The sequence below is a fragment of the Pseudomonas sp. FA117 genome, from assembly GCF_057370475.1.
The window spans coordinates 1047715-1073969 of record NZ_CM170675.1 but is presented as its reverse complement, the minus strand read 5'-3'; the positions used below and the strand labels follow the sequence as shown (position 1 = coordinate 1073969).

Genomic DNA, 26255 nt, shown 5'->3' with positions numbered 1-26255 from the left:
GCCGCTCCTGCAGAGTTCGCCGCTGCGACTTGTCCCGCGATAGGGCCGGTACAGGCGACAACTATTTTTTCTTCAACCTGAGCCATTTCGCACCCCTCGCGTGACAGAGCAGGCAGAACCCTCCTTACAGGACCCGACCCCATGCCCCTGCGCCCCACGCCTCTCGCCATCGCCCTGCTGCTCGCCACCAGCCTGAACCTGGCCCAGGCCGCCGAACCACGCGCCTACCACATCGCCCCCGGCACCCTGGAAGATGCCCTCAACCAGTTCGGCCGTGAAAGCGGTGCGCTGATCTCGTTCGGCTCCAGCGTCACCCAGGGCCTGCGCAGCCAGGGCCTCGACGGCCAGTACGATGTGCAGCAAGGCCTCGATGCGCTGCTGCGCGGCAGTGGCCTGCAGGCTCGCCAGGAAGCCGACAACGCCTATAGCCTGCAACCGCTCGGCAACGCCAGCAACAACGCCGCGGTCGAGCTCGGCGCTTCGACCGTGGTCGGCGACTGGCTGGCCGAAGCGCGTCAGGACAACGTCTTCGAGCACCCCGGCGCGCGTGACGTGGTTCGCCGCGAGGACTTCGAACGCAGCGGCGCCGGCAGTGCCCGTGAAGTGCTCAACCGCATCCCCGGGGTCAACGCCCCCGAGAACAACGGCACCGGCAGCCACGACCTGGCGCTGAACTTCGGCATCCGTGGCCTCAACCCGCGCCTGGCCTCGCGCTCCACCGTGCTGATGGACGGCATTCCGGTGCCGTTCGCTCCCTACGGCCAGCCGCAACTGTCGCTGGCACCGCTGAGCCTGGGCAACATGGATGCGGTCGATGTGGTGCGCGGCGGCGGCGCAGTGCGCTATGGCCCGCAGAACGTCGGCGGCATCGTCAACTTCGTCACCCGCGCCATCCCCGAAGAGGCGACCTTCAAGGCTGCCATGCAGAACCATATCAGCCCCTCGTCCAGCCATGACGGCTTCAAGAACAGCGCCAACCTGCTGGTCGGCGGCACCAACGCCAACGGCCTGGGCGGCGCCCTGCTCTACTCCGGCACCCGCGGCGGCGACTGGCGCGAACACAGCGACACGCAGATCGACGACCTGATCCTCAAGGGCAAGCTGCAACTGGACGAGGCCAACAGCCTGCACGCCATGGCCCAGTACTACGAGGGCGAGGCCGACATGCCCGGCGGCCTGAGCAAGGCAGCGTTCGACGAGGACCCGTACCAGTCGACCCGCCTGAAAGACAAGTTCTGGGGCCGTCGCACCCTGGTCAACGTCGGCTACGACTACAAGCAGGACGACCGCCAGTTCAGCGTCAACAGTTTCTTCACCAAGACCCTGCGCAGCGGCTACCTCGACCAGGGCAGCTTCGTCTCGCTGTCGCCGCGCGAGTACTGGGTACGCGGCATCGAGACCCGCTTCTCGCAGGGTGTGGCGCTGGGCGACAGCTGGCACGAACTGGGCGTGGGCTACCGCTACATCAACGAGGCCGGCCACGAACTGCGCTTTCGTGAACCGGTGACCGGCAACCTGCCAACCACCGCCAGCCGCAACGACCGCGACACCCGTGGCGCCACCGAAGCCCACGCGATCTACCTGGACGACCGCATCGACATCGGCCGCTGGACCATCACCCCTGGCATCCGCTACGAGATGATCGATTCCGAGCAGAGCAACAAGCTCAGCAACCAGCGCTACCAGGGCAGCTACAACACAGCATTGCCGGCGCTGAACGTGATGTACCACCTGACCGACAGCTGGAACCTCTACGCCAACACCGAAGGCTCGTTCGGCAGCGTGCAGTACAGCCAGATGCCCAACCGCGTCAGCAGCGGCGAAGTGAAGCCGGAGAAGGCGCGCACCTGGGAAGTCGGTACCCGCTATGACAGCGGCGACCTGCAGGCGGAAATCGGCGCCTTCCTGATCAATTTCGACAACCAGTACGAGAGCAACCAGACCAACGATTCGGTGATCGCCCGTGGCCAGACCCGTCACCAGGGTATCGAGACCAGCCTGCGCTACGCCCTCGACGGCCTGAGCCCGGCACTGGCCGGTTTCGATGTGCACGCCAGCTACGCCTTCGTCGACGCGACCATCCGCGAAGACGGCCCGAACAAGGGCAACCAGGTGCCATTCTCGTCGCGCCACAAGGGCACCCTGGGCGTGGGTTACACCGACGGGCCCTGGCAGTTGAACCTGGATGGCAGCTTCCAGAGCAGCCAGTACGCCGACAACGCCAACACCGCCAGCGAAAGCGCCGACGGCAGCACCGGACGGATCCCCGGCTACATGCTGGTCAGCACCCGTGCCGGCTACGACTTCGGGCCGCAGTTGTCGAACCTCAAGGTGGCGGTGGGGGTGAAGAACCTGTTCAACCGCGAGTACTACACCCGCTCCTTCGATGACAACAACAAGGGCAAGTACGTCGGCGAGCCGCGCACCCTGTATGTGCAGACCTCGGTAGCCTTCTGACACCGGAAGACACGATTGCAGCAGGAAATTTATCGAAAAAGGGGCTTGAAATCGGCGAGGGAATCCCTGACCTTAGAGTCAAGAGGCGAAGCTTTTCCCAAGGGCCTCAATGGCCTAGGCACGCCTCCACGCGAGCAAGCTGAATAAGGATTGAATCATGCAAATCCAGGTCAACAGCAGCAACCATATCGACAGCAGCAGCCGTCTGAACGAATGGGTCCGCAGCACGCTGGAAAGCACGCTGCAGCGCTACGAGGACGACCTCACCCGCATCGAGGTCCACTTGCGTGACGAGAACGGCGACAAGCCCGGCCCGCATGACAAACGCTGCCAGATGGAGGCTCGCCCCAAAGGTCATCAACCGATTTCCGTCAGCCACACCGCCACCTCGCTGGATCATGCCATCGATGGCGCGGCCAACAAGCTGAACAACGCCCTGGAGCACTTCTACGGCAAGCTGCGCAGCAAGCGCAGCGTGGTGCAGCAAACCGAAGAAGAGTAATCGCTGACACACAGACGCCCGGTGCCTGGCACCGGGCGTTTTCGTTTCCGGCGTTCGAGGTCGGCGCACGCCACAGCATCCATGAATTGATCAATGGCGCTGAACCATCGGCGATTTCCCCCGGTCAATCGCTGCACACCCTTTGCAGATGCCCGCCCATGACCAACCCATTCGACCTCATCAGCGACGCCTTCGCCCCGCACTACCGGGTCAACCTGAGCATCGAGCGGCTCGATGGCAGCATCATGCTGACCCTCTCCAACGACACCGGCGTCGTGGCCAAGCGCCTGATCAGCGCAGCCCAGCGCAACGACCCGACGCGCCTGCGCCGGGTGGTCGACAGCATTCGCCTGGGGCTGGCCATCGAACAGGGCGAAGATGCCCTGCAGGTGCTGGCGGCGATGACCGACAGTGGCGCACGGGAGCGGGTCTGGCGGGGCGTCGGGATCGCCCGATAGACCAGCATTGTCCGCGAACAGGTCAGCACACTGCCTGGTCACTGCGGATAGACGATTTCCCGCACCTGCACTGCCCGTGGGATCAAGCGGTTCGCAAAGAACAGATCGGCTATGTGCTGCTGGGTCTCGATGGCCGCCGCATCCAGCGGCCGGATCGGCGCGTTGTAGCGGTGCTCGAAGAACAACGCCACCACCTCGCGCTTGAGCCCAAGCAGCTTGGTCATGCCGTCGATGCTCTGCTCGCGCTGCTCGACCGAAATCTTCTGCGCCTGGCGCAACGCCTCCAGCACCTTGTCGATCACCCCCCCATGCTGCTCGGTGAACTGCCGGCTGGCGATGTAGTAGGTGCCGCTGGGGTGCACGTCCTGACCGTCGCTCAAGGTGCGCGCGCTGCCATCGAGCAAGGCCGCCGCATAGTAAGGGTCCCAGATCACCCAGGCGTCCAGCTTGCCCTGCTCGAAGGCCGGTCGCGCGTCGGCGGCGGGCAGGTACACCAGCTCCACATCGCCAAGCTGCATCCCTGCCTTGATCAGGCTCTTGAGAAACAGGCTGTGTGCGCTCGAGCCTTTCTGCAGGGCGACGCGCTTGCCCTTGAGGTCCGCCAGGGTCCTGACCGGGCTGTTGCCCGGCACGATGATCGCTTCGCTGCGCCCATCGCTGGGCTCGACCCCGATATAGCGCAGCTCGATCCCCGAGGCCTGGGCGAAGATCGGCGGAATGTCACCGATGTTACCCACATCCAGGCTGCCGCCGTTGAGCGCTTCGATCAGTTGCGGCCCGCCGGGGAACTCGATCCATTGCACCCGGGTGCCGGGCAACGCCTGTTCGAGCAAGCCATGCTCGCGGGCCAGGACCATGTTCACCGAACTCTTCTGGTAGCCGATGCGCAGCACCTGCGGATCGGCGGCCAGGCTCGCAGGGCTGCCCAAGGCCAGCAGGGTGACCGCCAGCAGCGCGCTGGCAAGGTGTTGTTTCATCGAAATCATGTGCAGTCTCGTCGTCGATCAGAAGTCGTAGCTGAGCCGGGTGTAGTAGAACGCCCCTTCCGGCGCCGACGGCGCCAGGTAGCTGTACTGCTGGCCCGGGGTCTGGCGCAGGCGGGAGTTGAAGTCGTCCGGCTTGCTGTCGAACAGGTTGTTGGCCCCCACCGACAGGCGCAGTTGCCTGGTGAAGGCGTAGTTGACGTCCAGGTCGGTGATCCATTGGGCCGAGAAGGTCTGGTCGTACTGCGCATTGGCCGGCGAAGCGGCGTACTTGCGGTACTCGCCGTAGCGGGTCTGGGTCAGGCTGACGGTCCAGGGGCCATAATGGTGGGTAGCGCCGAGGATCAGCTTGTCTTCCGGCGAGCCGTGTTCCAGGTAACCGGCCGCTTCGCGGGTCAGGATCTCGAAGCCGAAGGGGCTGGCGTTGATCTTCTCGATGGTGGTGCGCGCCCGGGTATAGCCGGCGCTCAGGGCCAGGTCGCCATAGCGCTCGAGGCTGAGGTTGTACTTGCCGACGATGTCCACACCGCGGGTGCGGGTGTTGGCTGCGTTGGTCATGAACTGCGCCCAGCTGTACTGGCCGAAGCCTGCGGCGGTGAGGATGCGTTCGGCGTCGGGTCCGGAGATGCCGCCGCTGTAGAGCAGGCGGTCGCGGATGTCGATCTGGTAGGCATCGACGGTGACCGAGATCTGCTCGCTGGGCCGCAACACCAGCCCCAGCGAATAGTTGGTCGACTTCTCGGGCTTGAGCGATTGCGCCCCCAGCGCCTGGGCCGCCGGATGATCGACCGGCAGGATGCGCGTGAGCACCGGGTTGCCGTTGACGTCGACGTTGGTGGTGGTCGTCCAGGAGGTGCCGATCTGGCCCAGGGTCGGCGCACGGTAGGCACTGTTGATGGTGCCGCGCAGGCCGATCTGCGGGGTCAGTTCGTAGCGCGCCGAGAGCTTGCCGGTGGTGGCCGAGCCGAAGTCCGAATAGTGCTCCGAGCGCCCGGCGACACCGACCTGGAACTTGTCGGTGACCTGGTTCTCCAGTCCGAAGTACACGCCGCTGACCTCACGACGATAGGTGCCCGCATCGTCCGGCGTCAGGCCCGAGGCCTGCACCGCCCCAACCTGCACGCCATCGATGCCACCGAAGGAGTAGGAGTCGAAATCACCGTCCTGCAGCTGGTACTGCTCGCGGCGGTAGGCCACGCCGGACGACAGGGTCAGCGGATGGTTCGACCAGCCCACGTCGATATCACGTACATAGTCGATGGCCAGGTTGGTCTGGGTGTTGGTCAGGGTGGCGACATCGAACTTGGTCGGGCTGCGCACGCCATAGCTGGGGTTGACCGTGTCGAACGCCACTTCATCGTGCTCGTCGCGCCCGTAGGTGGCGCTGAAGTCCAGGCGGCCGATGGCCTCGTCCTCGAAACGCGAGCCGACGGTCAGCGAGGCGTCCTGGTAGCGGTAGCGGTACTTGGGGATGGTGCCTTCGGGGTACAGCTCACGCACGTTGTTGGGGTTGTCGCGCAGCAGCGGCGGGGTGTTGTTGACCGACTTGTCCTGGCCGTAGGTGGCGAAGCTGTACAGACGCCACTGATCGTTCAGGCCAACCTCGGCATTGGCCGCCAGGTTGAACTTGTCGCGGCTCGCACCGCCCCAGCGGTGGTCCTGCAGTTCGCCATTGGCCACGTACTTGTCGCCGATGTCGGTGGGCTTGCTGTTGACGCCGTTGAAGCTCAGGGTCAGGAAGCCGTCGCCGGGCAGCGACAGGCCGTACCAGCCATCGGCGTTCTTGCTGAAGCCGTCACCCTGGCCGTACTGGCCGAGCTGGGTGTTGATCTGGCCGCCGCTGTCGCGCTCCTTGAGCACGATGTTGATCACCCCGGCGATGGCGTCGGAGCCGTATTGCGCCGAAGCGCCGTCGCGCAGCACTTCGACGTGATCGATGGCGCTCAGCGGAATCATGTCCAGGTCGACCGGCTGCGCGCCGATGAACGACACGCCGCCGGAGATGTTCACCACCGCTGAGGCGTGGCGGCGCTTGCCGTTGACCAGTACCAGCGTCTGGTCGGGCGCCAGGCCGCGCAGCGACGCCCCCTTGGGGTTCTGGCCGCGAGTGGCGCTCTGATTCTGCGGGAAGTTGAACGAGGGCAGCAGCTGGAACAGCGCCTGGTTCAGGGTGGTGGCGCCGGTCTTGACCAGCTCCTGGCTGTCGATCACATCCACCGGCGCAGCGCTGGTCAGCGCGGTGGCATCGCTGCGACGGGTGCCGAGGGCGATGACTCGATCAAGGGTCGGCGCTGCGGCGGCACTGGCCTGTGTGGCCGGGCCAGCGCTGGCGCGACCACCTGCGTTGGCGGGCGCGTCCTTGACGATGAAGGCTCCGCCTGGGCTTTCCTGCAGTTGCAGGCCGGTGCCACGCAGCGCCGCGTCGATGGCTTGCCGGGTGGTCAGGTTGCCCTCCACGGCCTGGGACGAGAACCGCTCGAGCTCCGGGGTGAAGGAAATCACCTGGCCGCTCTGGCGACTGATGTCCAGCAGCACTTCATCCAGTGGGCCGGCCTTGATGTGGTAGCTCTGCAGCGGCTCGGCGGCGTGGGCGGTGTTGAGCAGCAGCCCGAGCAGCGGGCCGAGCGCCAGGGCGTTGCGTTTGAAACGGGTGTGGCTGGCAATGTTCTTTTCTGTACGACGCACAACGATTCCCCCAGGAATCCACGACGCTACCCCCCTCGGCAGCGTTTACAGCAGTGGTGTGGCGCGGATGCGAGAAATCTTGCATATCGATTGGTTATGTCGTTAGAACCTGGACTGTGCCGGCCTTTTCACGGCCCCCACAGGTTCCCCATCGAACTCGTGCCCGCGAAAAGGCCAACACCGATCCAGGCTCATGCCGCCCCGATGCTCACCCAGTAGCCACTGTGCCGAATCACCCGGATCGGCAAGGTCCGCGCCAGCGCCTCCAGCACCAGGTCGCTCTGGTCAAGCCCGAACAACCCGCTCACCCGCAAACCGGCAACCTCCGGCGCCAGGCGCAGCACACCCCGGCGATAGGGCCGCAGCGCATCGATCACCTCGCTCAGCGGGCTGTCGCGCACCTCCAGCAGCCCCTCGACCCAGGCCCCTTCGCCCGGGCGCAGCGTCTCGACTGCGGCCATGCTCAGGCCGTCGAAATTCACCGCCTGGCCCTTGTGCAACTGCACCCGATCGCCCCCTCGGCTGCTGATCTCGAGCACGCCTGCCAGCACACAGACCCGACATTGCCCGCTGCGTGCGCTCACCAGCAGTCGTACAGACCTGGCACTGACCATGCCACCCTCGATGCTGACCATGAACGGTCGCGGCTCATCGATCACCGTGAGCAGCCCTTCACCTGCGCGCCACTGGATCGCGCGCTGCTGGCTGTCGAAGCGCACGTCGGCCTGGCTTTCGGCGTTGAGCACCAATTGGCTGCCATCGGGCAGGGTCAGGGTCTGACGCTCGCCGGTACGGGTGCTCAGATCGGCGCCCAGATGCGGGAGGGACATCGGGCTACCGATCAGGCTGGCACCAACGATCGCCCCACCTGCCATCAAGGCGCGCTGCAGAAAACGCCGACGCCCGGAGGGTGCGGCCAGGGCGCGCTGCAGCACCCGGGCATCCACGCCCTGGCTACGCGGCACCTCGAACACACCCAGGGTACTTTCCAGGCGCCGACACAGTTGTTCATGACGCGGATCAGCGCGGCGCCAGGCCTGGAACACCAGGTGGTCACGCGCCTCGGCCTGCCCGGAGCGCAGCAGCACCAGCCACTGGGTGGCCTGCTCGATCAGGTGTTGCTGCTCGTCGGCGTCGTGCATGTCAGTCCAGGGAACAGTTCAGGCAGCGGGTGAAGGCCTTGGCCATGTAGTCGCTCACCGAACGCTGGGAGATGCCCAGTTCCAGAGCGATCTGCGGGTAGGTCAGGCCGTTGAGCTGCGACAGCAGGAAGGTCGCCTTGACCTTGGCCGGCAAGCCGTCGAGCAGCCGGTCGATGACCTGAAGGGCCTCGATCATCTGCGCCTGGACTTCAGGCGATGGCGCCAGTCGCTCGTCATCGAGCAACGCCTGGAGGTAGGCGCGCTCGAGGTCGCGGCGACGCCACAGCTGGTACATCAGGCGCTGGGCGATGGTGGTCAGCAGCGCGCGGGGCTGGCGGATCGGCTCCGCGACCGGTGCACTGAGCAATTGCACGAAGGTGTCGGCAGCGATGTCCTCGGCGGCACCGTCGCCCAGGTGTCGGCGCAGACGTCCGCACAGCCATGGATAATGACTGCGGAACAGGCTGCCGACGTACTCGCCATGGGAATTTTCACGACCGGACATGGAGGTTCCATCCAGGGTTGGATATGGGAAGTCCGGTCGTCCGGTGAGCGCATCCTAGTCCGGCTGCTTATGCTTTAAAAATACTTAAAAGTGATTTTTATATTCCATTTATCTATTCGAGTATTTCCAGCCCCAATTGCCTTGCCTGCTCCTCGTAGTCCAGCAGGATGTGGTAGTCCTGTTCATGCGCCGGCAGCACCTGGTCGATGGCCAGGGTCTGGGCAACCGCTGGCAGTTCGGCCAGGGCCTGGTTCATCGCCGCGCGAATGCGTTCGGCCTGCGCAGCGCTGCGCCAGCCTGCAGTGATGTAGGGCAGGTTCGGCCCCCAGGCCGTCTGGGCGACGATGCGCAGGCCCTGGACTTCCTCGCTGCGGTCCCGCGCCAGGTAGCCATGGGTGACACTGTCGATGGCCGCCAGGTCGCCCCGCCCTTCGCGCAGGGCGCGCAGGCTTGCGCGGTGCCCGCCGGTGTGGCTGACCTGCGAGAAGAACCGTCCATCGCGCTGCAACGGCGCCACGGCATGACGCAGCAGGTTCATGCCGGAGTTGGAGTCCGGCGCGTTGATCAGCCCGTGGCTGTCGAAGAACGCCGCCAGCGTCTGGCGCGGGTCGTCCTCGCGCGCCAGCAGCAGGCTGCAGTGCTGGCCGTCGCGGGCATGCGCGAGGCGGTAGCGCGGCAGCCCGATCACCCGCACCTGCCCGCGCAGCAAGGTCATCAGTGGATACCCGCAGGTCTGGCCGAGCAGCAACCGTGGCGACCGCCAGACCTCCAGCAACGGCAGGCCATCGCCGTGCTGCCCACGGACATCAAGCAGGTCCAGGGTGCGTTGCAGCCAGGCGGTGCTGGCCTGGCCGATACGCTCGGGGGCGACATACATCGACAGGTCGACGAATCCTTCGGTCATGGGATGGCTCCGGTTCAGGCGAAAGGGTGACGTGGGCTGTCGATTGGCGCGAGGCCATGGCGGCGCGCCAGCTGGGCGTAGCCCTGCACCAGGAAATGCCCGCTGCGCATTAGCCATTGCTGGCGATGGCGCCGGTAGATGCGCGGAATGAAATACCACGCCAGCCCCGGAATATCATGATGCACCAGGTGCAGATTGTTGTTCAGGAACAGCAGCGACCAGACCGGGCCGGCCTCGTTGATCACCGTGCGCTGCTGCACCAGCGGGCTGGGCCGGTGCTCGTAGAAGGAGCGCAGCATGGCCAGGCCCACCGCCGGCACGCTGACCAGGAACACATAGTGCAGCACCGACAACGCACTGAAGCGCGCGATCATCGTCAGCAGCAGCCCGCAGCACAGGCCGTGGGTCAGCCACATCGCCCAGGCCTGGCGATCGCCGCGCGCCAGCCGCACCAGTTGCTCGCGGGCCAGGCCAATCAGGCCCAGCGGTGCACCGATCAGCAAACGCCCGGTCACGGTCTTGCCCAGCCACAGCAGGGCCTTGTGCAGCCGCCCGCTGCGCTGCCAGTGATGGTCGCTCAGGTAGCGGCTTTCCGGGTCCAGCCCCGGCAGGGTGAGGTCTTCATCATGGTGATGGCGCAGGTGGCTGTCGCGATACAGGGTGTAGGGGTACCAGAGGGCGAACGGCGCGTAGCCGAGCAGCTTGTTCAGCCAGGCAAGGCGCGTCGGATGACCATGCAGCAATTCGTGCTGCAACGACAGCCACAACACCAGCAGCGGGATCAGCAGCGCGGTGGTCGGCCAAACGCCGATCACCCGGCTCAGCGGCAGCAGCACCAGCCAGGCAGCGTAGACCACGGCCAGCAGCAACCAGGTCGGCCATTCGCTACGACCGGTGAAGGTGCGTTGCAGATGCCCCACGTAGTCACGCTGGGCATCGTCGAGGTAATGGGGCATTGCGAGGTCCTGCAGGTTTCTCTGATACCCCCCTGTGGCGCGGGGCGGAGAAATCTTGCAGAACGATTGGTTATCAGAAGTGCGACGGCATGAGGGCTTTGCCTATAACGCGGGGCTTGCGGCACGGTCGCCCCGCGTCAGGCGGCAGGGTTTCAGACCTTGCCGTCGTCCAGGTCCTTGCCACTGGCATCGATCACCCGCGTCGACGGGTAGCGGTACGACGCATAGCGCACTACCAGAATCGCGAACGCCAGCAGCAGGATTCCGCCACACACGTACAACAGCCCGACGTCAGGCGCCTTGTGGTGCGAAACGTCGCCGATCAGCAGGCGGGTCAGCGCGGTGATGGCCACGTACAGCAGGAAGCGGATGGGCATGTGGTTGGTCTTGAAGTAGATCCCCACCATCGCCCCCAACTCAAGGTAGATGAACAGCAGCAGGATGTCGTCGACACTGACGCCGCCCTTGGACAGCATGTCGATGAAGGTCACCACCGCGGCATAGGCAGTGATGGCGCCAATGCCGAACAGCGCCAGGTAGTGGAAGGACTCGACGCACAGGTTGCCCAGCGAGTCGGCAGAACCATGCAGGCCCTTGCGCAGCTTTTCAGCCCATTTGATGTTCACGATGTTTCGATTCCCCGAGACGACAGGCAGGATGATGCGTCACCCATGTGACGCTTGTGACATGCAGTTAAAGGGCCAGGCCCCGCTCTTGGAAGGCGACCGATTGCCGCAAGGCACTTGTCGGCTAAGCTTCGCCGCGGGCAGCGCGGCAAATCACATCGCCACTATCGGTTTGCCGATGGATGCGCTACCCTGAATACTGTATAAAGATACAGCTATCTGAATACCCTGTGCCGGGCTCGCACGAGCAGGTAAAAGATGAGGCGCCATGGCTACCCCCCGGTCGGCCTGCCTCTCTCTTAAATTCTGGAAAAATGACGAGGCCAAAATGGCTGTTGAAATTCTCTACCGAAGCACCCGCGACCTGGAGACGACCTTCGTGGACCGCAAACTCGCTGATGCGCATGACCAGATGCTGGAACTGGCCGAGGTACTGACCGACGTGCTGGTAAAGAACGTGCCTGGCCTCTCCGAGAAACATGCAGAGGACGCGAGCATCTTCATGGCGAAGAACCGCGCCGTTTTCGCCGCAGCGTTCAAGAACAACGCCTCGTCGCTCAGCGAACTCTCCGACGCCAAGGACAGCTGAGCGACCTTGCGTGCACTGCTAGGCGTCGGTCAGATCCAGCAGGACAGGATTGGACAGTGAGCCGAATAGAGGGCACTTTCGGCTCACCATATGAGCCGAATAACGCCACTATTCGGCTCATATGGTGAGCGCGGTCACTTTTAACACAGGCTGAAACTCCCGCTGACCTGGTCTCGCCACTGCAAAAAACCGATCCGGCTCACCTGCAGCACTGCTCAACCGTACAACAAGCGCTCCGCCAACATCTGCGCCACCCGTGCCGGTGAGCGCTTTTCGGCCTGGGCATGGCCGAACACTTCGGTCAACCGCGTGGGGATTCGTGCCAGGTGCGCGGTGATGGTGCCTGGGTCCGCGCCACGGTGGGTCAGGGCCACGTAGATCAGCCCACCGGCATTGATCACGTAGTCCGGCGCATAGAGGATGCCCCGGCTCTCCAGCTGATCGGCCACCTCCAGGGTGGTCAATTGATGGTTCGCCGCACCGGCCACCGCCGCGCAGCGCAATTTCATCACACTCTGGCCGTTGAGCACCGGCCCTACCGCGCATGGGGCGAAGATATCGCACGGGGTGCTGACCAGCCCCTCGTTGGCGATCGGATGGGCGCCGAACTGCTCGACGGCCAGCCTGACCCTGCCGGGATCGAGGTCGCTGACCAGCAGGTCCGCACCCGCGGCATGCAACTGCTCGACCAGCGCATAGCCAACATTGCCCAGCCCCTGTACCGCCACCCGCAACCCTTCGAGATTGTCGCTGCCCAGCCGCGCCATCGAGGTGGCACGGATTCCGGCGAACACGCCCATGGCCGCATGCGGCGACGGATCGCCCGAGGCCGTGGTACTGGTCACATGGGGCGTGGCCTGGGCAATGCAGTCCATGTCCAGGGTGGAAGTGCCGCTGTCCACGGCCGTGATGAAACGCCCTTGCAGACTGTCGACGAAACGCCCGAACGCCTCGAACAGCGCCGCGCGGTTTTCCACATGGGGGTTGCGCACGATCACCGCCTTGCCACCGCCCAGCGCCAGCCCGGCCAATGCCGCCTTGTAGCTCATGCCCTGGGCCAGATGAATGGCATCGGTCATCGCGCTTTCATCGTCGGCATACGGCAGGTAGCGACAGCCGCCCATGGCCGGTCCCAGATGCTCGCTGTGAATGGCCACCACCGCCCGCAAGCCGGTGGCCGGGTCGTTCCACAGGTGCAGGGACTGGGTACGGGTACTTTGCATGAGCGCGAACATCGGCTGGCTCCCCACGAGGTGCTCCCACCAGTATAGGCAGCCCGCCACCCTTCAGGCCCCGGGCAGACCACTGGACGAATCCGCCCGCCGAGGCTAAAAATCTAGTGTGTGTGGAGAAGTCAGATGAACCCACGTCAAGCCTGCCTGGCCTGCCTCGAGCGCGAGCCGGTCGCCCTGCTGGAAGCCACCCTGTGGATCGCCGCCGAGCATGATCGTGCAATCGATATCCCGGCCAATCTCTCGCGGGTGAACGAACTGCATCAGGAGATCAATACCCGCCTGCCGATGCTACCGGTTGGCGAACTTGCACAACCACTGCTGCGCCAGCTCAATGCACTGGGTTTCCAGCAGGACGAATACCACCCCCTGCGGGCGCAGGCTGCACTGATGGACAAGGTGCTGCAGCGCCGTCGCGGCCAGCCATTGCTGCTGGCGATCCTGGCGCTTGAGCTGGCCCGACGCCTGGCGATCCCGCTCGAAGGCGTGAATTTTCCCGGCCATTTCCTCGTGCGGGTGCCGGGCGCCGATCACCTGCTCGACCCCTGTGGCGGGAGACGCCTGTACCCCCGGGACTGCCGCGAACTGCTCGAGCGCCAATATGGCCCGCAAACGCCCCTCACTGCCGAACACCTGCGCAGCGCCAGCCCGCTGCAGATGCTCCAGCGTCTGTCGCGCAACCTGCGCCAGTTGCACGCCAGCAACGACAACGACCTGGCCGCGCTGGTCGATGCCGAGCGGGTGATGCAGCTGGGGCCCGTGCAGGTCGCCGACTACCTGGCCCGCGCCACCCTCTACCAGCGCCTGGACTGCCCTCAGGCCGAGCGCTTCGACCTGGAGCATGCGCTGCTGTTGACCGAAGATCCGCTGCAGCGCCTCAAGCTCGGTGAACGCCTCGCCCAGCTTCCGACGACGAACCGCTCAATCCACTAGCGCCTCGGCTTTTGCCACCTGCGCATCGGCCTGCTTGCCCGGCGCACGCACCTGGCTGATCAGCAGCGCCGCGATCACTGCCGGAATCGCGCAGAAGAAGAATATCCACTCCACCGGCATGTGCATGGCCAGCAGCAAGCTGCCGAACAGCGGCCCGAGGATCGAGCCGAAGCGCCCGACACCCAGCGCCCAGCCGGTGCCGGTGGCGCGCACCTGTGCCGGATAGAAATTGCTGACGAAGGCATTGAGGGTCAGTTGCCCACCGATGATGCAGAAGCCTGCGGCGAACACGCTCGGCACCAGCCAGCGTGGATCGGCATGATTGACCCCGACCAGTACACTGAACACGGCGGCGCCGAGCAGCACCGCCGCCAGCAGACGCGCCTTGTTGACCATGCGATCGGCGCACCAGGCCAGGCAGATCGCGCCGAAGGTACCGGCAAACAGGAACAGCGAGGTCACCAGGTTGGCCTGTTTCAGCGCCAGCCCACTTTCCAGCAGCAGTGACGGCAGCCAGCTGATCATGAAGTACAGCAGGATCAGGCTGACGAAGAAGGTGCCCCAGATGAGCATGGTCGGCCGGGCAAAGCCGTCGCGGAACAGGCCGAGCACCGTCAGTTTTTCTGCCGCCGGCTCATTCTCGGCAACTTGCGCCGCAGGCACCTGCCACCCCGGCAGCATACGCGCGGCCAGGCGTTGCAGGCGGACATGGGGCGGTGCATCACGCAACAACCGGGGCAGCGATTCGGGCAGGAACATCATCAGGAAAGGGAACAGCAGCAGCGGCGCGACGCCACCGGCGAGAAACACCGCTTCCCAGCCGAAACCGTCGATGAAGCCGGCGGCGACGAAGCCCCCGCCGCCCCACCGAGAGAGAACCCGCAGGCGGCGAGGGTCACCATCAGCGTGCGCAGGCGCGGCGGCGCATAGTCGGCCATCAGCGCCATTGCGCTGGGCATCGCCCCGCCCATGCCGATACCGCACAGGAACCGCGCCAGCATCAGGCTGTTCAGCGACGTGGAAAACACCATGAGCAGGGTCAGGCTCGCATACAGCAGCACGCACCAGAGCAGCACCCGGCGCACGCCGAAGCGGTCGGCCAAGGGGGTAACGGCCAGCGAGCCGAGGGTCAACCCCAGCAGATTGGCGCTGAACACCGGACCGAACGCTGCCTTCTCCAGGCCCCAGTCCTGGGCCAGGGCCGGGATCACGTAGCCCAGCACCTGGGCGTCATAGCCGTCGGTCACCAGCAACAGGATCAACAGCACCAGCAGGCGCCATTGATAAGAGGACACGGGACGCCCATCAAGGGCCGCACGGAAGCTGGCTATCTGGTTGTGCATCGCAAGGTACCCGGTTGTTTTTGTTGTAGAGGTGCTGCGTCGGTGCCGCCCCTATCGCCAGACGAGCCGACGCCCGCAGGGTTACGCGCTGGCTTCAGGGGTATCGGGCTGGTTCGCCGGATGCGCCGCGATGAAGGCTGGATGCTTGCTGGCAAGGGCGGCGACCCGACGAATTCGCGGGTAGGCGCCCAGATCGACATTGAACCGCTCGGCGGCATACAACTGCGGCAGCAGGTACGCATCCGCCAACCCCGGCGTGTCACCGAAGCAGAAGCCCTGCTCGCCGATCAGCTGCTCCACGGCCGCCAGCCCCTGACCAATCCAGTGGGCGATCCACTGGTTGACCTGGGCTTCATCGTGCCCCAACTGACGCAACTGGTTGAGCACGCTGACGTTGTGCAAGGGGTGCACATCGCAGCCAATGATCGCCGCCACCCCACGGACCCGGGCCCGGGCCTCGGCACCCTTTGGCAGCAGCGCAGTGTCGGGGTAGCACTCCTCGAGGTACTCGATGATCGCCGGCGACTGCACCAGCAGCTCGCCGCCGTCAGTGCGCAGCGCCGGCACCCGGCCCTGGGGGTTGAGCGCCAGGTAGTCCGGGGTGCGGTGCTCACCCTTGAGCAGGTTGATCGGCAGCGCCTGGTAGTCCAGGCCCTTGAGCGCCAGGGCGATACGCACCCGGTAGGACGAGGTGGAACGGAAATAGCTGAACAGCTGCATCGCCCTGTCCTCTCAGTTGGCTGCGACAACCGTGCCGCGGCATTCGCCGAAACCGATGCTGGCCACGCCATCACGGGTGCAACGCGCACGCAGGATGATCTCGTCGCCGTCCTCGAGGAACTTGCGCACCTCACCACTGGCCAGGTGCACCGGCTGCTTGCCGCCCTCGGTGATCTCCAGCAGGCTGCCGAACGAGCCGGGTTCGGCCCCGGACAGGGTGCCGGAGCCGAACAGGTCACCCGGTTGCAGCTGACAGCCGTTGACGCTGTGGTGCGCCACCATCTGCGCCACGGTCCAGTACATGCTGCGGGTGTTGCTCAGGGTCAGGCGGTGCGCCGGCAGGCCCTGTTCACGCATGCGTGCGGTGAGCAGCAGCACTTCCAGCTCGATGTCGAAGGCGCCAGCGGCCTGGTCACGCGTGTCTAGCAGGTACGACAACGGCTGCGGATCATCCTCCGGGCGTGCCGGCTGGGCGCAGCGGAATGGCTCCAGCGCCTCGGCCGTGACCACCCAGGGCGAGACGCTGGTGATGAAGCTCTTGGACAGGAACGGCCCCAGCGGCTGGTATTCCCAGGCCTGGATGTCACGCGCCGACCAGTCGTTGAGCAGACAGAAGCCGGCGACGTGCTCGGCTGCCTCGCCGATGGCGATCGACTGCCCCATGTCATTGCCCTGGCCGATCCAGATACCCAGCTCCAGCTCGTAGTCCAGCCGCGCGCACGGGCCGAAGCTCGGCTCGGTCTGCCCGGCCGGCAGCGTCTGGCCCTTGGGCCGACGAACGTCGGTGCCGGAGGGACGCAGGGTCGAGGCGCGGCCGTGGTAGCCGATCGGCACGTGCTTGTAGTTGGGCAGCAGTGGATTGTCGGGCCGGAACAGCTTGCCGACATTCTTGGCGTGTTCGATACCCACATAAAAGTCGGTGTAGTCACCCACCCGGGCCGGCAGGTGCAACTCGCACTCGGCAGCAGGATGCAACGCCGCCTTCAGCGCGCCCTTGTGCTCGCTGTGCTCGCCGAGCAGGGCTTGCAACCGCTCGCGCAGGGCGACGCGAGCCGAGCGTCCGAGGGCGAAAAAGGCATTCAACGAGCCGCCTTGTGTCGCTTCGGCGGCCGCCTTGGCCGAGCCTTCGAACAGGCCGGCGGCGAGCACGGCATCCAGGTCGAGGATGGCATCACCAATGGCCACGCCACAACGTGGAGCCTGACCCGGACGACTGAAGATGCCAAGCGGCAGGTTCTGCAGCGGGAAGTCGCGGTGTCCGTTGGCGTGTTCGACCCAGCTACGGGCGGTGGCGGTCTGGTTCATCGGTCATCTCCGGTGCGGATTGAAGGTGCTCGGCAGCGTTGCCCAGCAGCGGTCGTAGTCGGCCTGCAAGTGCGGGCTCTCGAGGGCCTGCTGGCTCGGGCGCAGCACCTGGCTGGCCTCGAACATGAAGGCCATGGTCTGGTCGATCTTGTGCGGGGCGAGGTCGGCGGAGATGGCCTTGTCACAGGTTTCGGCGTCCGGCCCATGGGCGCTCATCACCCCGTGCAGCGAAGCGCCGCCGGGCAGGAAGCCCTCGGCCTTGGCATCGTAGGCGCCATCGATCAGGCCCATGAATTCGTTCATCAGGTTGCGGTGGAACCACGGTGGACGGAAGGTGTTCTCGGCCACCATCCAGCGTGGCGGGAAAATCACGAAGTCCATGTTGGCCAGGCCATGCACGCTGGTGGGCGAGGTCAGGACGGTGAAGATCGATGGGTCGGGGTGGTCGAAGCTGACGGTGCCGATGGTGTTGAAGCGGCGCAGGTCGTACTTGTACGGCACATTGCTACCGTGCCAGGCGACCACGTCCAGCGGCGAATGCTGCAACTGGCAGGCCCAGTGCTCGCCGAGGAACTTCTGCACCAGTTGCACCGGGCCGCAGGTTTCTTCGTAGTGTGCGACGGGGGTGAGGAAGTCGCGCGGGTTGGCCAGGCCGTTGCTGCCGATCGGGCCGAGGTCGGGAAGGCGCAATGGTGCGCCATGGTTCTCGGCGATATAGCCGCGTGCCTGGCCGTCCGGCAGCTCGACGCGAAACTTCATGCCGCGCGGAATCACCGCGATCTCCAGTGGTTCGACCTGCAGCACACCCAACTCGGTGGTGATGTGCAGCCGTCCCTGCTGCGGCACCAGCAGCAGTTCGCCGTCGGCGTTGAAGAACACCCGCTGCATGCTGCGGTTGGCGCAGTAGAGATAGACGCTCACCCCAGACGGCTTGTCGGCAGCGGCATTGGCCACCATGGGCAACCAGCCCTCGATGAAGTCGGTGGGTTCGGAGGGGATGGGCTGCGGATTCCAGCGCAGGCGATTGGGGCTGGGCGCCGCCAACGGGCCGACCAATGGCTGGCGCTCCAGGCGTTCGAAGCGTGGGTGCAGGGCCGAAGGCCGGATGCGGTACAGCCAGGTGCGGCGCAGTTCGCTGCGCGGCATGGTGAACGCAGTGCCGGACAGCAACTCGGCGTACAGTCCATAGGGCGCTTTCTGCGGAGAGTTCTGCCCGACCGGCAGCGCACCGGGCAAGGCTTCGCTGGCGAATTCGTTGCCGAAGCCGCTCAGGTAGCTGAGTTCGGGAGAGGTGTCGCGGGTCATCGGGGCCTCCGGGCTCGGGGGAGCCGTTGCTGGCAGAACGCTGCTGGCCCGAATCGGCGCAAACCGATCACTGCGAGGGGGCATAGCGCGTCTGAATTTGTTTTTTTTCGTAATCCGATTACGAATAACGTAATTTGCCTGTGCGAAGGCGTCAAGTTATAAAGTCGACCACGATGATTTCCGGATGCGTCCTACGATGCCCAAAGAAAAGGCTGCAGCTGAAAACAGCAAGCAAAAGGTTCGCTCCGCCGAAGTCGGCACCGACATCCTCAAGGCCCTGGCCGAGCTCTCGCCCTCCACGTCGCTGTCACGCCTGGCCGAGCATGTGCAGATGCCCGCCAGCAAGGTCCACCGCTACCTGCAGGCGCTGATCGCCAGCGGCTTCGCCGAGCAGGACCCGGCCACCAATCACTATGGCCTGGGCCGCGAGGCGCTGCGGGTGGGAATGGCGGCGCTGGGCAGCATCGACGTACTGAAGGTCGCGGCCCTGCCCCTGTCGCAGTTGCGCGACGAACTGAACGAGACCTGCTTCATCGCGGTGTGGGGCAACCAGGGGGCAACGGTGGTGAGCATAGAACCCGCCGTGCGCGCAGTGACCGTGGTGACGCAGATCGGCTCGGTGCTGCCCTTGCTCAGTTCATCCACCGGCCTGGTGTTCGCTGCCCACCTGCCTGAACGCGAGACCGTGGAGTTGCGCGACCGTGAGCTGGCCACGATGCAGCAGTGCGCTGAAGAGCATGCCGGGCTGCTCGCGCAAATCCGTACGCGCGGCCTGCACCATGTGCACGGCTTGCTGATGCCGGGTGTGGACGCCCTGTCGGCGCCGGTGTTCAACGCCATGGGGCAGATTGCAGCGGTGATGACTGTAGTCGGGCCGACGTCGATCTTCCATGCCGACGAAAACGGCCCGGCCGCCCAGCGCCTGCTGGCGGCTGCGCAGGCAGTGAATTGGCGCATGGGCTACTCGGCGGCTTGAACTCAGCCGCAGCGCAGTTCCTCCTCCTCATCCTCCATCAACCAGAACACCTCGTTGGCGAAACCGTCATTGAGCGTGAGCGCCATCGTCGTTCCAGTTTCGTGCAACTCCTTGACCATGCACCTGGCCAACTTGGCGAGCGGGGAAGACGTTGCGGTTTTGCCGACCAGACCGGCGGTCTTCAGGTATTGCCTGGCAGCGCTCAACAGCCTTGGCGCAACGCCCACGGCCAGGGCGGTTTCCTTGAGGCTATCGATGAAATGCCCCATCGCCGCTGCGCGGTCACCGTCGTACCAGGCTATCGCCCCTTGGGCCGCCGCCTTGGCGGCCACCAGCAGGCCCAACGCGAGTGCCGCCGGCGGGAATGGCAGGGTCAGTACCCCCGCGATAGCGGTCACCCACTCCACCACCACCCCGGAAACGCGCTCGGCCACCGATGTGGTGTCCTCGTCGGTGAACTCGATCAAGCGCTGGACACGGGGCTCGAAGTCAGCGGCGAAGTCGCTGATGCGGGCGCCAGGTGACACGCTGGCAATGAGCATGTCACGACCATCGCCCTGGCGCAGATGTTCTTCGATGAAGGTCCCCATCGCCGGCTGCTGGCTGTAGGAGGTACGCGCGTAACAGTAGTCGCCCAGTTTCTGCGACTCCCAGGCTTCGGCCAACTGCGCGAGCGTCCAGAAGCATCCGCCAGTGGATACCTCTGGCAGGTAGAGCAAGGGCTCTAGCTCTCCTTGGGCGTCTTTCAACAGGTACCCGCCCTCGATCACGCAGTCGGCAATTTCAAGCTCATGAACCTCGCAGGCGGGGTCTATTTCCTCACTGTCGAACGAGTCCGATACCGTCGCCAACCACTGCGCATGGGCAGGTTGCAGGCGACCCTCGAGTGTTTCGCTGACCGCGTCCCGGCGTAATCTCAGTGCACACAACCGACGGTGTGCCCGACGCTGCTGCGCATACTCGGGGCGCGCCGGATCGAGGAACAGTGCACGCAGCTTTTCGATATAGGCCTCACCGAGCTTGGCACTGCGGATGTAGCTATCCAGGAGCTGTGGGCTCAGATGCGACAAGTCCTGGCCGGTGCTCGAGGAGATACGTGCGAAATCGGCGAAGTTGAAGCTGGCCGCGTAACCTTTGATAACGGTCAAGGTCAGCGTGCGGATCGCCCCCTCCTCGAGCTCCACCATCACCGTATCGGGGTCGATCGGTCCGCCCTTGTTCCCGGGATATTCCTTGAGCTTTCTGCGCACCTTGCGGCGGGCGTACTCACGAAAGCCGGGCATCGGCGTGATCTGCAGATAATCGGCATGGGCCAGCTTCAGCAACTGGTCAAGGTCGTTCAGCGCCTGACGATCAGCAGGGGCCGCATCGGTAAACCACTGTGGGGTGACCGCATGCTGATCGTCGATCAGCCCCTGGATCCTGCGTTGCGCGACGGCCTCGAGCACCTCGGACCATTCGGTCGCCTCGATAGGCGACAGGCTGAGGCAGTGCCGTGACCAGTCGGTGGGCATCAGCTCGACGGTTGCCAGGTGCGCGGTCATTGCCTGACGTTGACCTAGCGCGCACTGCTCCAACAGGTATTTGGTGCCAGCGGGTTCAACCGTCCAATTGCCGACCTCAAGCGTCATCGCTTCCAGGGACGAAAACAGGTGGAGATCGCCTCTCGGCGCACCCGGGGCGTACAACACATGCGTATCGCCTTCGACCAGGCAGAGGAAGTCGCGCAACGCCACTTCGCCTTGGTTGATGTGCACGAGCGCCGCCTGAATGCCCTCCAGCTCACCGCGGCGGGCGCTCTGCAGAACCTCGAAGATCTGCTGCGGATAACCCTGAAAGCGTGCCGACTGGTTGGTCAGGGCCAGGCGGGCATCCAGAACCGCCTTCAGCGCATCCATTTGGGCTGGGTCTTCATACAGGTTCTCGAGTTGCCGGACGAAGGCGACGCGCAGGTCCAGAGCCTGGACCATTTCCTGGATGAAGGCCGGGGTGAGTGCCTCCTGCAGTGACACATCGGCTGCCTGCACCTCGATGGCTTCTCCCGCGTACCCGCCGCTCAACGCCCAACTGATCAGGCTGCGCTGCGTCACCTTGGCGGGCAGGCGACTGCTGATCGTGTCGCCGCTGAGCTTGAGTTGAACCTGTGCCGGGTCCAGGGTCAGGCCGGTGTGCTCCTGGATATGACTGCGCAAGGCGTCCATGGCATACAGTCGGACATCGCTCAGATTGCCCAGCAGCTGGTTGCTGGCCTTCTGCCTGGCCTTGACCGTTGCCTCCAGCGCTTGAAGAAGCGCCAGGTCGTCACCTTCGAGAAGACGGCGCCATTCCGGCAGCCGACTCGCACGAAGACGCCGCAGCGCCTTGGCCACACGAGCCTGCACATCATCGAGCACGGACTGCATGTGTATCAGCTGGCGCAGCCGCTGTTCGTGCTGAGGATCATCGGCGCCAAGCTCCAGCAACTTGCCCACTCCGGTCTGCTGGTAGTCACGCAGGGCCTCCACCAGATACCTGTGAGGCGCCACGTCGGTTGGCTCGAATACCAGCGTCATCGAGCCGGCTGCCGCCAACGCACGTCGATCGGATTTGCTCAGCAGGCGTCGCCACGGGCTCTGGGCTATACGCTCCCATAAGCCAGCGGCGACCTTCGATCGGTGCCTGTCGTACCAGACACCTCCGGCCAGGCTGTACAGCAGGAAACTGCCCTGCTCCTGGTCGCTGACCATGGCCATGACCGCAGGAATCCTGACCTTGAGATTGCCTGCCTGGATGAACACCAGCTGGCCTTCGGCGTCAAAACCGCTCTCCATCAGTGCCAGGATATCCTCCCGCCAATCGGGAAACCGACCGGCGAGCACCTCGCACTCAAGCTCCAGCAGCGCGATCACACGGTCTGCCACTGTCTGCATGTTCAACGTCAAGGTCGATTGCGCCTCCCACCATGGCGCGAGGCGCGCGACAGGGTCCGGGTCGTCGGCCCCGATCATGGGGATGCTTCGGAAAAGCCGCTGCAACTCGCACACATGCTGCACGATCAGCTGATGCAGCTGGGTCTTGGACAGGTTTTTCGGCGTATTGCCCAAATCACAGAAATGATCAAACGACAGCATTGGCAACCTCTCAAGATTTTGGTGGAGGCGCACATTGCTTGAAACGCGTCTTGCGAGCAGGCAGGTAACGCTACCGTGCGAGGCACTGTTACCCATTGAGCAAAAGAGAATGTCACCAGGCGCTGTTTTTCCCGACAGATCAACGCCTTATTCTGCTGGTGGCGGCAATCGAGAAGAGCTTCCCCCGCTTTTCACGGCGCCGTTCCCCGACGTTGATTTTGAAGCTCCTTGATCTTACGTCTTGTTGGCCGCTGCCATTGCAGCGGCCTTTTTTATGCCTCGCGGGGCGTCGGGCAGCGAGCGTCACCCCAGCGGATATTTCTGCAGGTTGGCCATCATCTGCTGCAAGGCCTGCAACGAGTCCTGCGGGTGCACCGCGCCTTCGAAATCGCCGATCCGCCCCCAGTTATCCGCGACCTGCTCAGGGGTGAAGCCCTCGCGCGGATCGAACCCCACACCCAGGCTGCGCTCCCAGCGCACCTTGCCGACCCAGCCACCGCCAACCTCGAACAACTCGCCGCTGTCGTGGCACTGATCACTGCCCAGGTACACCACCAACGGGCTGATCAGCTCGGGCTTGAGGCGTTCGAACACCTGCGGCGGGATCAGGCCTTCGGTCATGCGCGTGCCGCCCGTGGGCGCAATGGCATTGACCAGGATGCCGTGCTTGCGCCCTTCGATGGCCAGGGTGCGGGTCAGGCCGTACAGCCCCAGCTTGGCCATGCCGTAGTTGGCCTGGCCGAAATTGCCATAGATGCCCGATGTCGAGGCGGTGAAGATCACCCGTCCCCAGTTCTGCTGGCGCAGGTGTGGCCAGGCAGCGTGGGTAACCTTGTAGGCTCCTTCGACATGAACACGGTAGACCTGGTCCCAGTCGGCTTCTTCCATCTTGTGGAAGGTCTTGTCGCGCAGGATGCCGGCGTTGTTCACCAGCACATCGACGCGACCGAAGCTGTCCAGCGCCTGCTCGACGATCCGTGCGCCGTCGGCCACCGAGTCATGGTTGGCCACCGCCGTGCCGCCCGCGGCACGGATCTGCTCCACCACCCGGTCGGCAGCCGAGGCACTGGCGCCTTCACCGTGGGTCGAGCCACCCAGGTCATTGACCACCACCCGCGCGCCACGCGCGGCGAACAGCAGCGCGTGGGCACGGCCCAGGCCGCCGCCGGCCCCCGTGACGATCACCACACGGTCTTGCAGGTTTACCGGCTCGCTCATGCTCAAGGCTCCAGGCAGGGATGGGAATGCCAGGAGTGTCCGCCACCCTCGTGGCGCGGACAATCAAGCGCACTGACGCTGAATGGCGGGCGATAACACAGGGCGATGATTACCGGGCTCAGGACCAGGCGACCCGCTGCGGCACATAGCTCAGGGGCCGCTCGCGAAACGCCAGGTAATGACGCAGCACCTGCACCGGCGCCTCGGTATGCGGATAGTGGCCGATACCCTGCAACACCACCGTGTCGGCAGCCGGTACCAGTTGCCGGTAGCGCTCGACCATGTGCACACCCGACAACGGATCGACCGCCCCGTTGATCAGCCGCAACGGTACGCCTTCGGCCTGCAGTGCGCCGACCCAGCGTTGCCGCTGCGCACGTCGCTCCGCCACGCAGGCCATCAGCTTGTGCAGGATACGCGTGCCACGATTCGACACCATCAAACTCCAGCAATCATCCAGCGCGCTTTCGCTGGGGTGGGTGCAGGGGCCGTAGATCTGGCTGACATTGCGCACCAGGTCATCGCGCCCGAACGAGCGCGCCACCAGCCAGCCCAGCGGGCTGAGCAACAGCTTCTGCACCAGCAGCAACGGGCACAGCTCGGGGAACAACGCGCTGTTGAGAAACGCGCAACTGGCAATATCGGCGCGTCCTTCGTGGTGTCGCGCCAGCAGTTCCTGGGCGACGCTGCCGCCGTAGTCGTGGGCCAGCAGGTGCACCGGCTGCTCGATGCGCAAGTGATCGAGCAGTGCCTGTTGCAGGTCGGCCTGCTCCAGCAGGCTGTACTCGTGATTGGCCGGCTTGGCCGAATCACCGAAACCGAGCATGTCGCAGGCCACCACGCGAAAGCGCTGCGCCAGCGGAGCCCACAGGTAGTGCCAGTCCCAGCTGGCGGTAGGAAAGCCATGCAACAGCAGCAAGGGCTCTCCCTGCCCTGCTGTCCAATAACGGATGCTCTGGCCCCGGAAGGAAAAACTCTGCCCCCGGGTACGCCAGACGCACAATGGAATTTCGGCCAAAGGCATCGGAATCGTCCCGCAGATCAGGTGTTGACGGTATAGGGCAAGGCTGCGTTCATTGCATTTCACCTCGGCACTTGCATGTGCTCTCTATGTCGAGGCTGAGTCTAGTCAGCGCCCTGCGCGACGGAACTTACCTTGGCAGCCAGCTTGATGACCGTGCAGGACACTGGCACGAACGGTCATAGCAGGCGAGTCAGCAAGGGTGCCGCGAACAGGTTGAGCAAACCGGTCAGCACCATCACCAGCCCGGCCACCGAGCCTTCCTCGCCGCCCACTTCATGGGCCCGGCTGACCCCGGCACCGTGAGCGCCGACACCGAACAGCGCGCCACGCGCCAGTGACGTGCGCAGCGGCAGGACGCGCAGCAGCACACCGCCGAACAACGCCCCGAGCACGCCGGTGAACATCACGAACACGGCAGTGAGCTCCGGGATCCCCCCCAGGTCATGGGCCAGTGGCATGGCGAAGGGCGTGGTGATCGAGCGTGGCACCAGCGACCGACTGACCGCATCGTCCAGCGCCAGCAGGTGCGCCAGGCCCCATGAACTGGCGATCGAAGCCATGCTCCCGGCGAGCATGCCCAGCAACAGTGCCGGCCAATGCCGGGCCAGCATCGCCCGTTGCTGCCAGATCGGCACGGCGAAGGCCACGGTCACCGGCCCCAGCACCCCGATCAGCCAATGGGTGTTGCGGGCATATTCGGCGTAGGCGGTGTGCAGCGGCACGGCCACCGCCAGCAGCAGCGCCGGAACCAGTACCAGCGGCGACAACAGGTAACGCCCGGTGCGGCCATACAGCCAGCGGCTGAGCAGGTAGGCCCCGACGGTCAGGGCCAGCCAGAACAATGGCATGGGTTCAGGATTCATGGCGCAGGCTCCAGCGACATACCAGTTCGACGGTCACGGCAGTCACGACCATCACCACCAGGGTGCTCAGGCTGATCACCAGCAGGATGCGCCAGCCTTCGCTGCGCATCAGGCTGCCGTAGTCGAGCAGGCTCATCAGCGCCGGGATGAAGAACAGCAGCATCTGCGCCATCAGCCAGCTGGCGCCGCGTTGCAGGGTAATCGGTTTCAGCGCCCCTGCGGCGAACAGCGCCAACAGCAGGCCCATACCCATTACGCCGGCAGGGATAGGCCAGTCCAGCCAGGCGACCAACTGGCCGCCGATCAGGTAAAGGGCGAGCAATATCAGCAGTTCGCCGAACAGGCGGGGCAGAGCAGGATAAATGGCAGCTTTCATGGCAGGTCCTCGGGATAGCGACATTCTAGAAAGCCACTGCCCA

General features: G+C 64.9%; 22 protein-coding genes and 1 pseudogene. 6 read left to right on the top strand and 17 right to left on the bottom strand.

The genetic code is table 11. The features are described 5' to 3' along the window. The first annotated feature begins 141 nt into the window (after window positions 1-141). The 3 genes from fecA to AC1TXO_RS05020 all read left to right on the top strand — a co-directional run bounded on the left by fecA (window position 142) and on the right by AC1TXO_RS05020 (window position 3417). Window positions 142-2457, top strand: coding sequence for a TonB-dependent Fe(3+) dicitrate receptor FecA (gene fecA / locus AC1TXO_RS05030; RefSeq protein WP_486405301.1), 2316 nt, complete (start codon window positions 142-144; stop codon window positions 2455-2457). A 157-nt stretch (window positions 2458-2614) separates the two neighbouring features. Further along, window positions 2615-2959 (top strand): HPF/RaiA family ribosome-associated protein, encoded by a 345-nt coding sequence (locus AC1TXO_RS05025; RefSeq protein ID WP_486405300.1) that lies wholly within the window; start codon window positions 2615-2617, stop codon window positions 2957-2959. A 158-nt stretch (window positions 2960-3117) separates the two neighbouring features. Further along, window positions 3118-3417 carry a DUF3509 domain-containing protein gene (locus AC1TXO_RS05020; protein ID WP_486405299.1) on the top strand — a complete coding sequence of 100 codons (300 nt, stop codon included), beginning with the start codon at window positions 3118-3120 and terminating at the stop codon, window positions 3415-3417. A 38-nt stretch (window positions 3418-3455) separates the two neighbouring features. On the opposite strand, the gene AC1TXO_RS05015 is transcribed toward AC1TXO_RS05020, so the two are convergent. The 7 genes from AC1TXO_RS05015 to AC1TXO_RS04985 form a co-directional block, all read right to left on the bottom strand. Continuing rightward, entirely contained in the window at window positions 3456-4403 is a 948-nt protein-coding gene (locus tag AC1TXO_RS05015; RefSeq protein ID WP_486405298.1) for an aliphatic sulfonate ABC transporter substrate-binding protein, read from the bottom strand. 18 nt (window positions 4404-4421) lie between these two features. After that, the gene (locus AC1TXO_RS05010) at window positions 4422-7085 is read right to left on the bottom strand and encodes a TonB-dependent receptor domain-containing protein (RefSeq protein ID WP_486405297.1); all 2664 of its coding nucleotides are present in this window, start codon (window positions 7083-7085) and stop codon (window positions 4422-4424) included. A 191-nt stretch (window positions 7086-7276) separates the two neighbouring features. Continuing rightward, on the bottom strand, window positions 7277-8227 hold the full coding sequence (locus AC1TXO_RS05005) for a FecR domain-containing protein (RefSeq protein ID WP_486405296.1): 951 nt from the start codon (window positions 8225-8227) through the stop codon (window positions 7277-7279). 1 nt (window position 8228) lies between these two features. Beyond that, on the bottom strand, window positions 8229-8732 hold the full coding sequence (locus tag AC1TXO_RS05000) for a sigma-70 family RNA polymerase sigma factor (protein ID WP_486405295.1): 504 nt from the start codon (window positions 8730-8732) through the stop codon (window positions 8229-8231). Window positions 8733-8844: 112 nt separating this feature from the next. Further along, window positions 8845-9636, bottom strand: a complete 792-nt coding sequence (locus AC1TXO_RS04995) for a phosphate/phosphite/phosphonate ABC transporter substrate-binding protein (RefSeq protein WP_486405294.1) — start codon at window positions 9634-9636, stop codon at window positions 8845-8847. 14 nt (window positions 9637-9650) lie between these two features. Beyond that, the gene (locus AC1TXO_RS04990) at window positions 9651-10592 is read right to left on the bottom strand and encodes a fatty acid desaturase (protein WP_486405293.1); all 942 of its coding nucleotides are present in this window, start codon (window positions 10590-10592) and stop codon (window positions 9651-9653) included. A gap of 152 nt (window positions 10593-10744) precedes the next feature. Further along, on the bottom strand, window positions 10745-11218 hold the full coding sequence (locus tag AC1TXO_RS04985) for a phosphate-starvation-inducible protein PsiE (protein WP_486405292.1): 474 nt from the start codon (window positions 11216-11218) through the stop codon (window positions 10745-10747). Window positions 11219-11546: 328 nt separating this feature from the next. On the opposite strand from AC1TXO_RS04985, the gene AC1TXO_RS04980 reads away from it, so the two are divergent. Further along, a complete protein-coding gene (locus tag AC1TXO_RS04980; RefSeq protein WP_486406789.1) occupies window positions 11547-11807 on the top strand; it encodes a YebG family protein in 261 nt (86 codons plus the stop codon). Between the two features lie 215 nt (window positions 11808-12022). Here AC1TXO_RS04980 and AC1TXO_RS04975 read toward each other — a convergent pair whose 3' ends face one another. Further along, complete coding sequence (locus AC1TXO_RS04975) at window positions 12023-13042, bottom strand: Glu/Leu/Phe/Val dehydrogenase family protein (RefSeq protein ID WP_486405291.1); 1020 nt, start codon at window positions 13040-13042, stop codon at window positions 12023-12025. 123 nt (window positions 13043-13165) lie between these two features. Between AC1TXO_RS04975 and AC1TXO_RS04970 the strand changes: the two genes are divergently transcribed. Then, a complete protein-coding gene (locus AC1TXO_RS04970) occupies window positions 13166-13972 on the top strand; it encodes a SirB1 family protein (protein WP_486405290.1) in 807 nt (268 codons plus the stop codon). Here AC1TXO_RS04970 and AC1TXO_RS04965 read toward each other — a convergent pair. The 4 genes and pseudogenes from AC1TXO_RS04965 to hmgA all read right to left on the bottom strand — a co-directional run bounded on the left by AC1TXO_RS04965 (window position 13961) and on the right by hmgA (window position 18645). Next, window positions 13961-15315: pseudogene (locus AC1TXO_RS04965) on the bottom strand (MFS transporter). The gene AC1TXO_RS04970 and the pseudogene AC1TXO_RS04965 overlap by 12 nt on opposite strands. A gap of 81 nt (window positions 15316-15396) precedes the next feature. Further along, entirely contained in the window at window positions 15397-16035 is a 639-nt protein-coding gene (gene maiA, locus AC1TXO_RS04960; RefSeq protein ID WP_486405289.1) for a maleylacetoacetate isomerase, read from the bottom strand. Window positions 16036-16047: 12 nt separating this feature from the next. Next, complete coding sequence (gene fahA, locus AC1TXO_RS04955) at window positions 16048-17340, bottom strand: fumarylacetoacetase (protein ID WP_486405288.1); 1293 nt, start codon at window positions 17338-17340, stop codon at window positions 16048-16050. A gap of 3 nt (window positions 17341-17343) precedes the next feature. Further along, on the bottom strand, window positions 17344-18645 hold the full coding sequence (hmgA, locus tag AC1TXO_RS04950) for a homogentisate 1,2-dioxygenase (protein WP_486405287.1): 1302 nt from the start codon (window positions 18643-18645) through the stop codon (window positions 17344-17346). A gap of 196 nt (window positions 18646-18841) precedes the next feature. Between hmgA and AC1TXO_RS04945 the strand changes: the two genes are divergently transcribed. Next, window positions 18842-19621: an IclR family transcriptional regulator gene (locus tag AC1TXO_RS04945; RefSeq protein ID WP_486405286.1), complete on the top strand. Its 780-nt coding sequence runs from the start codon at window positions 18842-18844 to the stop codon at window positions 19619-19621. A gap of 2 nt (window positions 19622-19623) precedes the next feature. On the opposite strand, the gene AC1TXO_RS04940 is transcribed toward AC1TXO_RS04945, so the two are convergent. The 5 genes from AC1TXO_RS04940 to AC1TXO_RS04920 all read right to left on the bottom strand — a co-directional run bounded on the left by AC1TXO_RS04940 (window position 19624) and on the right by AC1TXO_RS04920 (window position 26212). After that, the gene (locus AC1TXO_RS04940) at window positions 19624-22731 is read right to left on the bottom strand and encodes a dermonecrotic toxin domain-containing protein (RefSeq protein ID WP_486405285.1); all 3108 of its coding nucleotides are present in this window, start codon (window positions 22729-22731) and stop codon (window positions 19624-19626) included. Between the two features lie 303 nt (window positions 22732-23034). Further along, complete coding sequence (locus tag AC1TXO_RS04935) at window positions 23035-23949, bottom strand: SDR family oxidoreductase (RefSeq protein ID WP_486405284.1); 915 nt, start codon at window positions 23947-23949, stop codon at window positions 23035-23037. Between the two features lie 118 nt (window positions 23950-24067). Continuing rightward, on the bottom strand, window positions 24068-24973 hold the full coding sequence (locus AC1TXO_RS04930; protein WP_486405283.1) for an alpha/beta fold hydrolase: 906 nt from the start codon (window positions 24971-24973) through the stop codon (window positions 24068-24070). A gap of 176 nt (window positions 24974-25149) precedes the next feature. Then, on the bottom strand, window positions 25150-25836 hold the full coding sequence (locus tag AC1TXO_RS04925; protein WP_486405282.1) for an LrgB family protein: 687 nt from the start codon (window positions 25834-25836) through the stop codon (window positions 25150-25152). Continuing rightward, complete coding sequence (locus AC1TXO_RS04920) at window positions 25826-26212, bottom strand: CidA/LrgA family protein (RefSeq protein ID WP_486405281.1); 387 nt, start codon at window positions 26210-26212, stop codon at window positions 25826-25828. The genes AC1TXO_RS04925 and AC1TXO_RS04920 overlap by 11 nt, the downstream gene beginning before the upstream one ends. Window positions 26213-26255 lie beyond the last annotated feature (43 nt).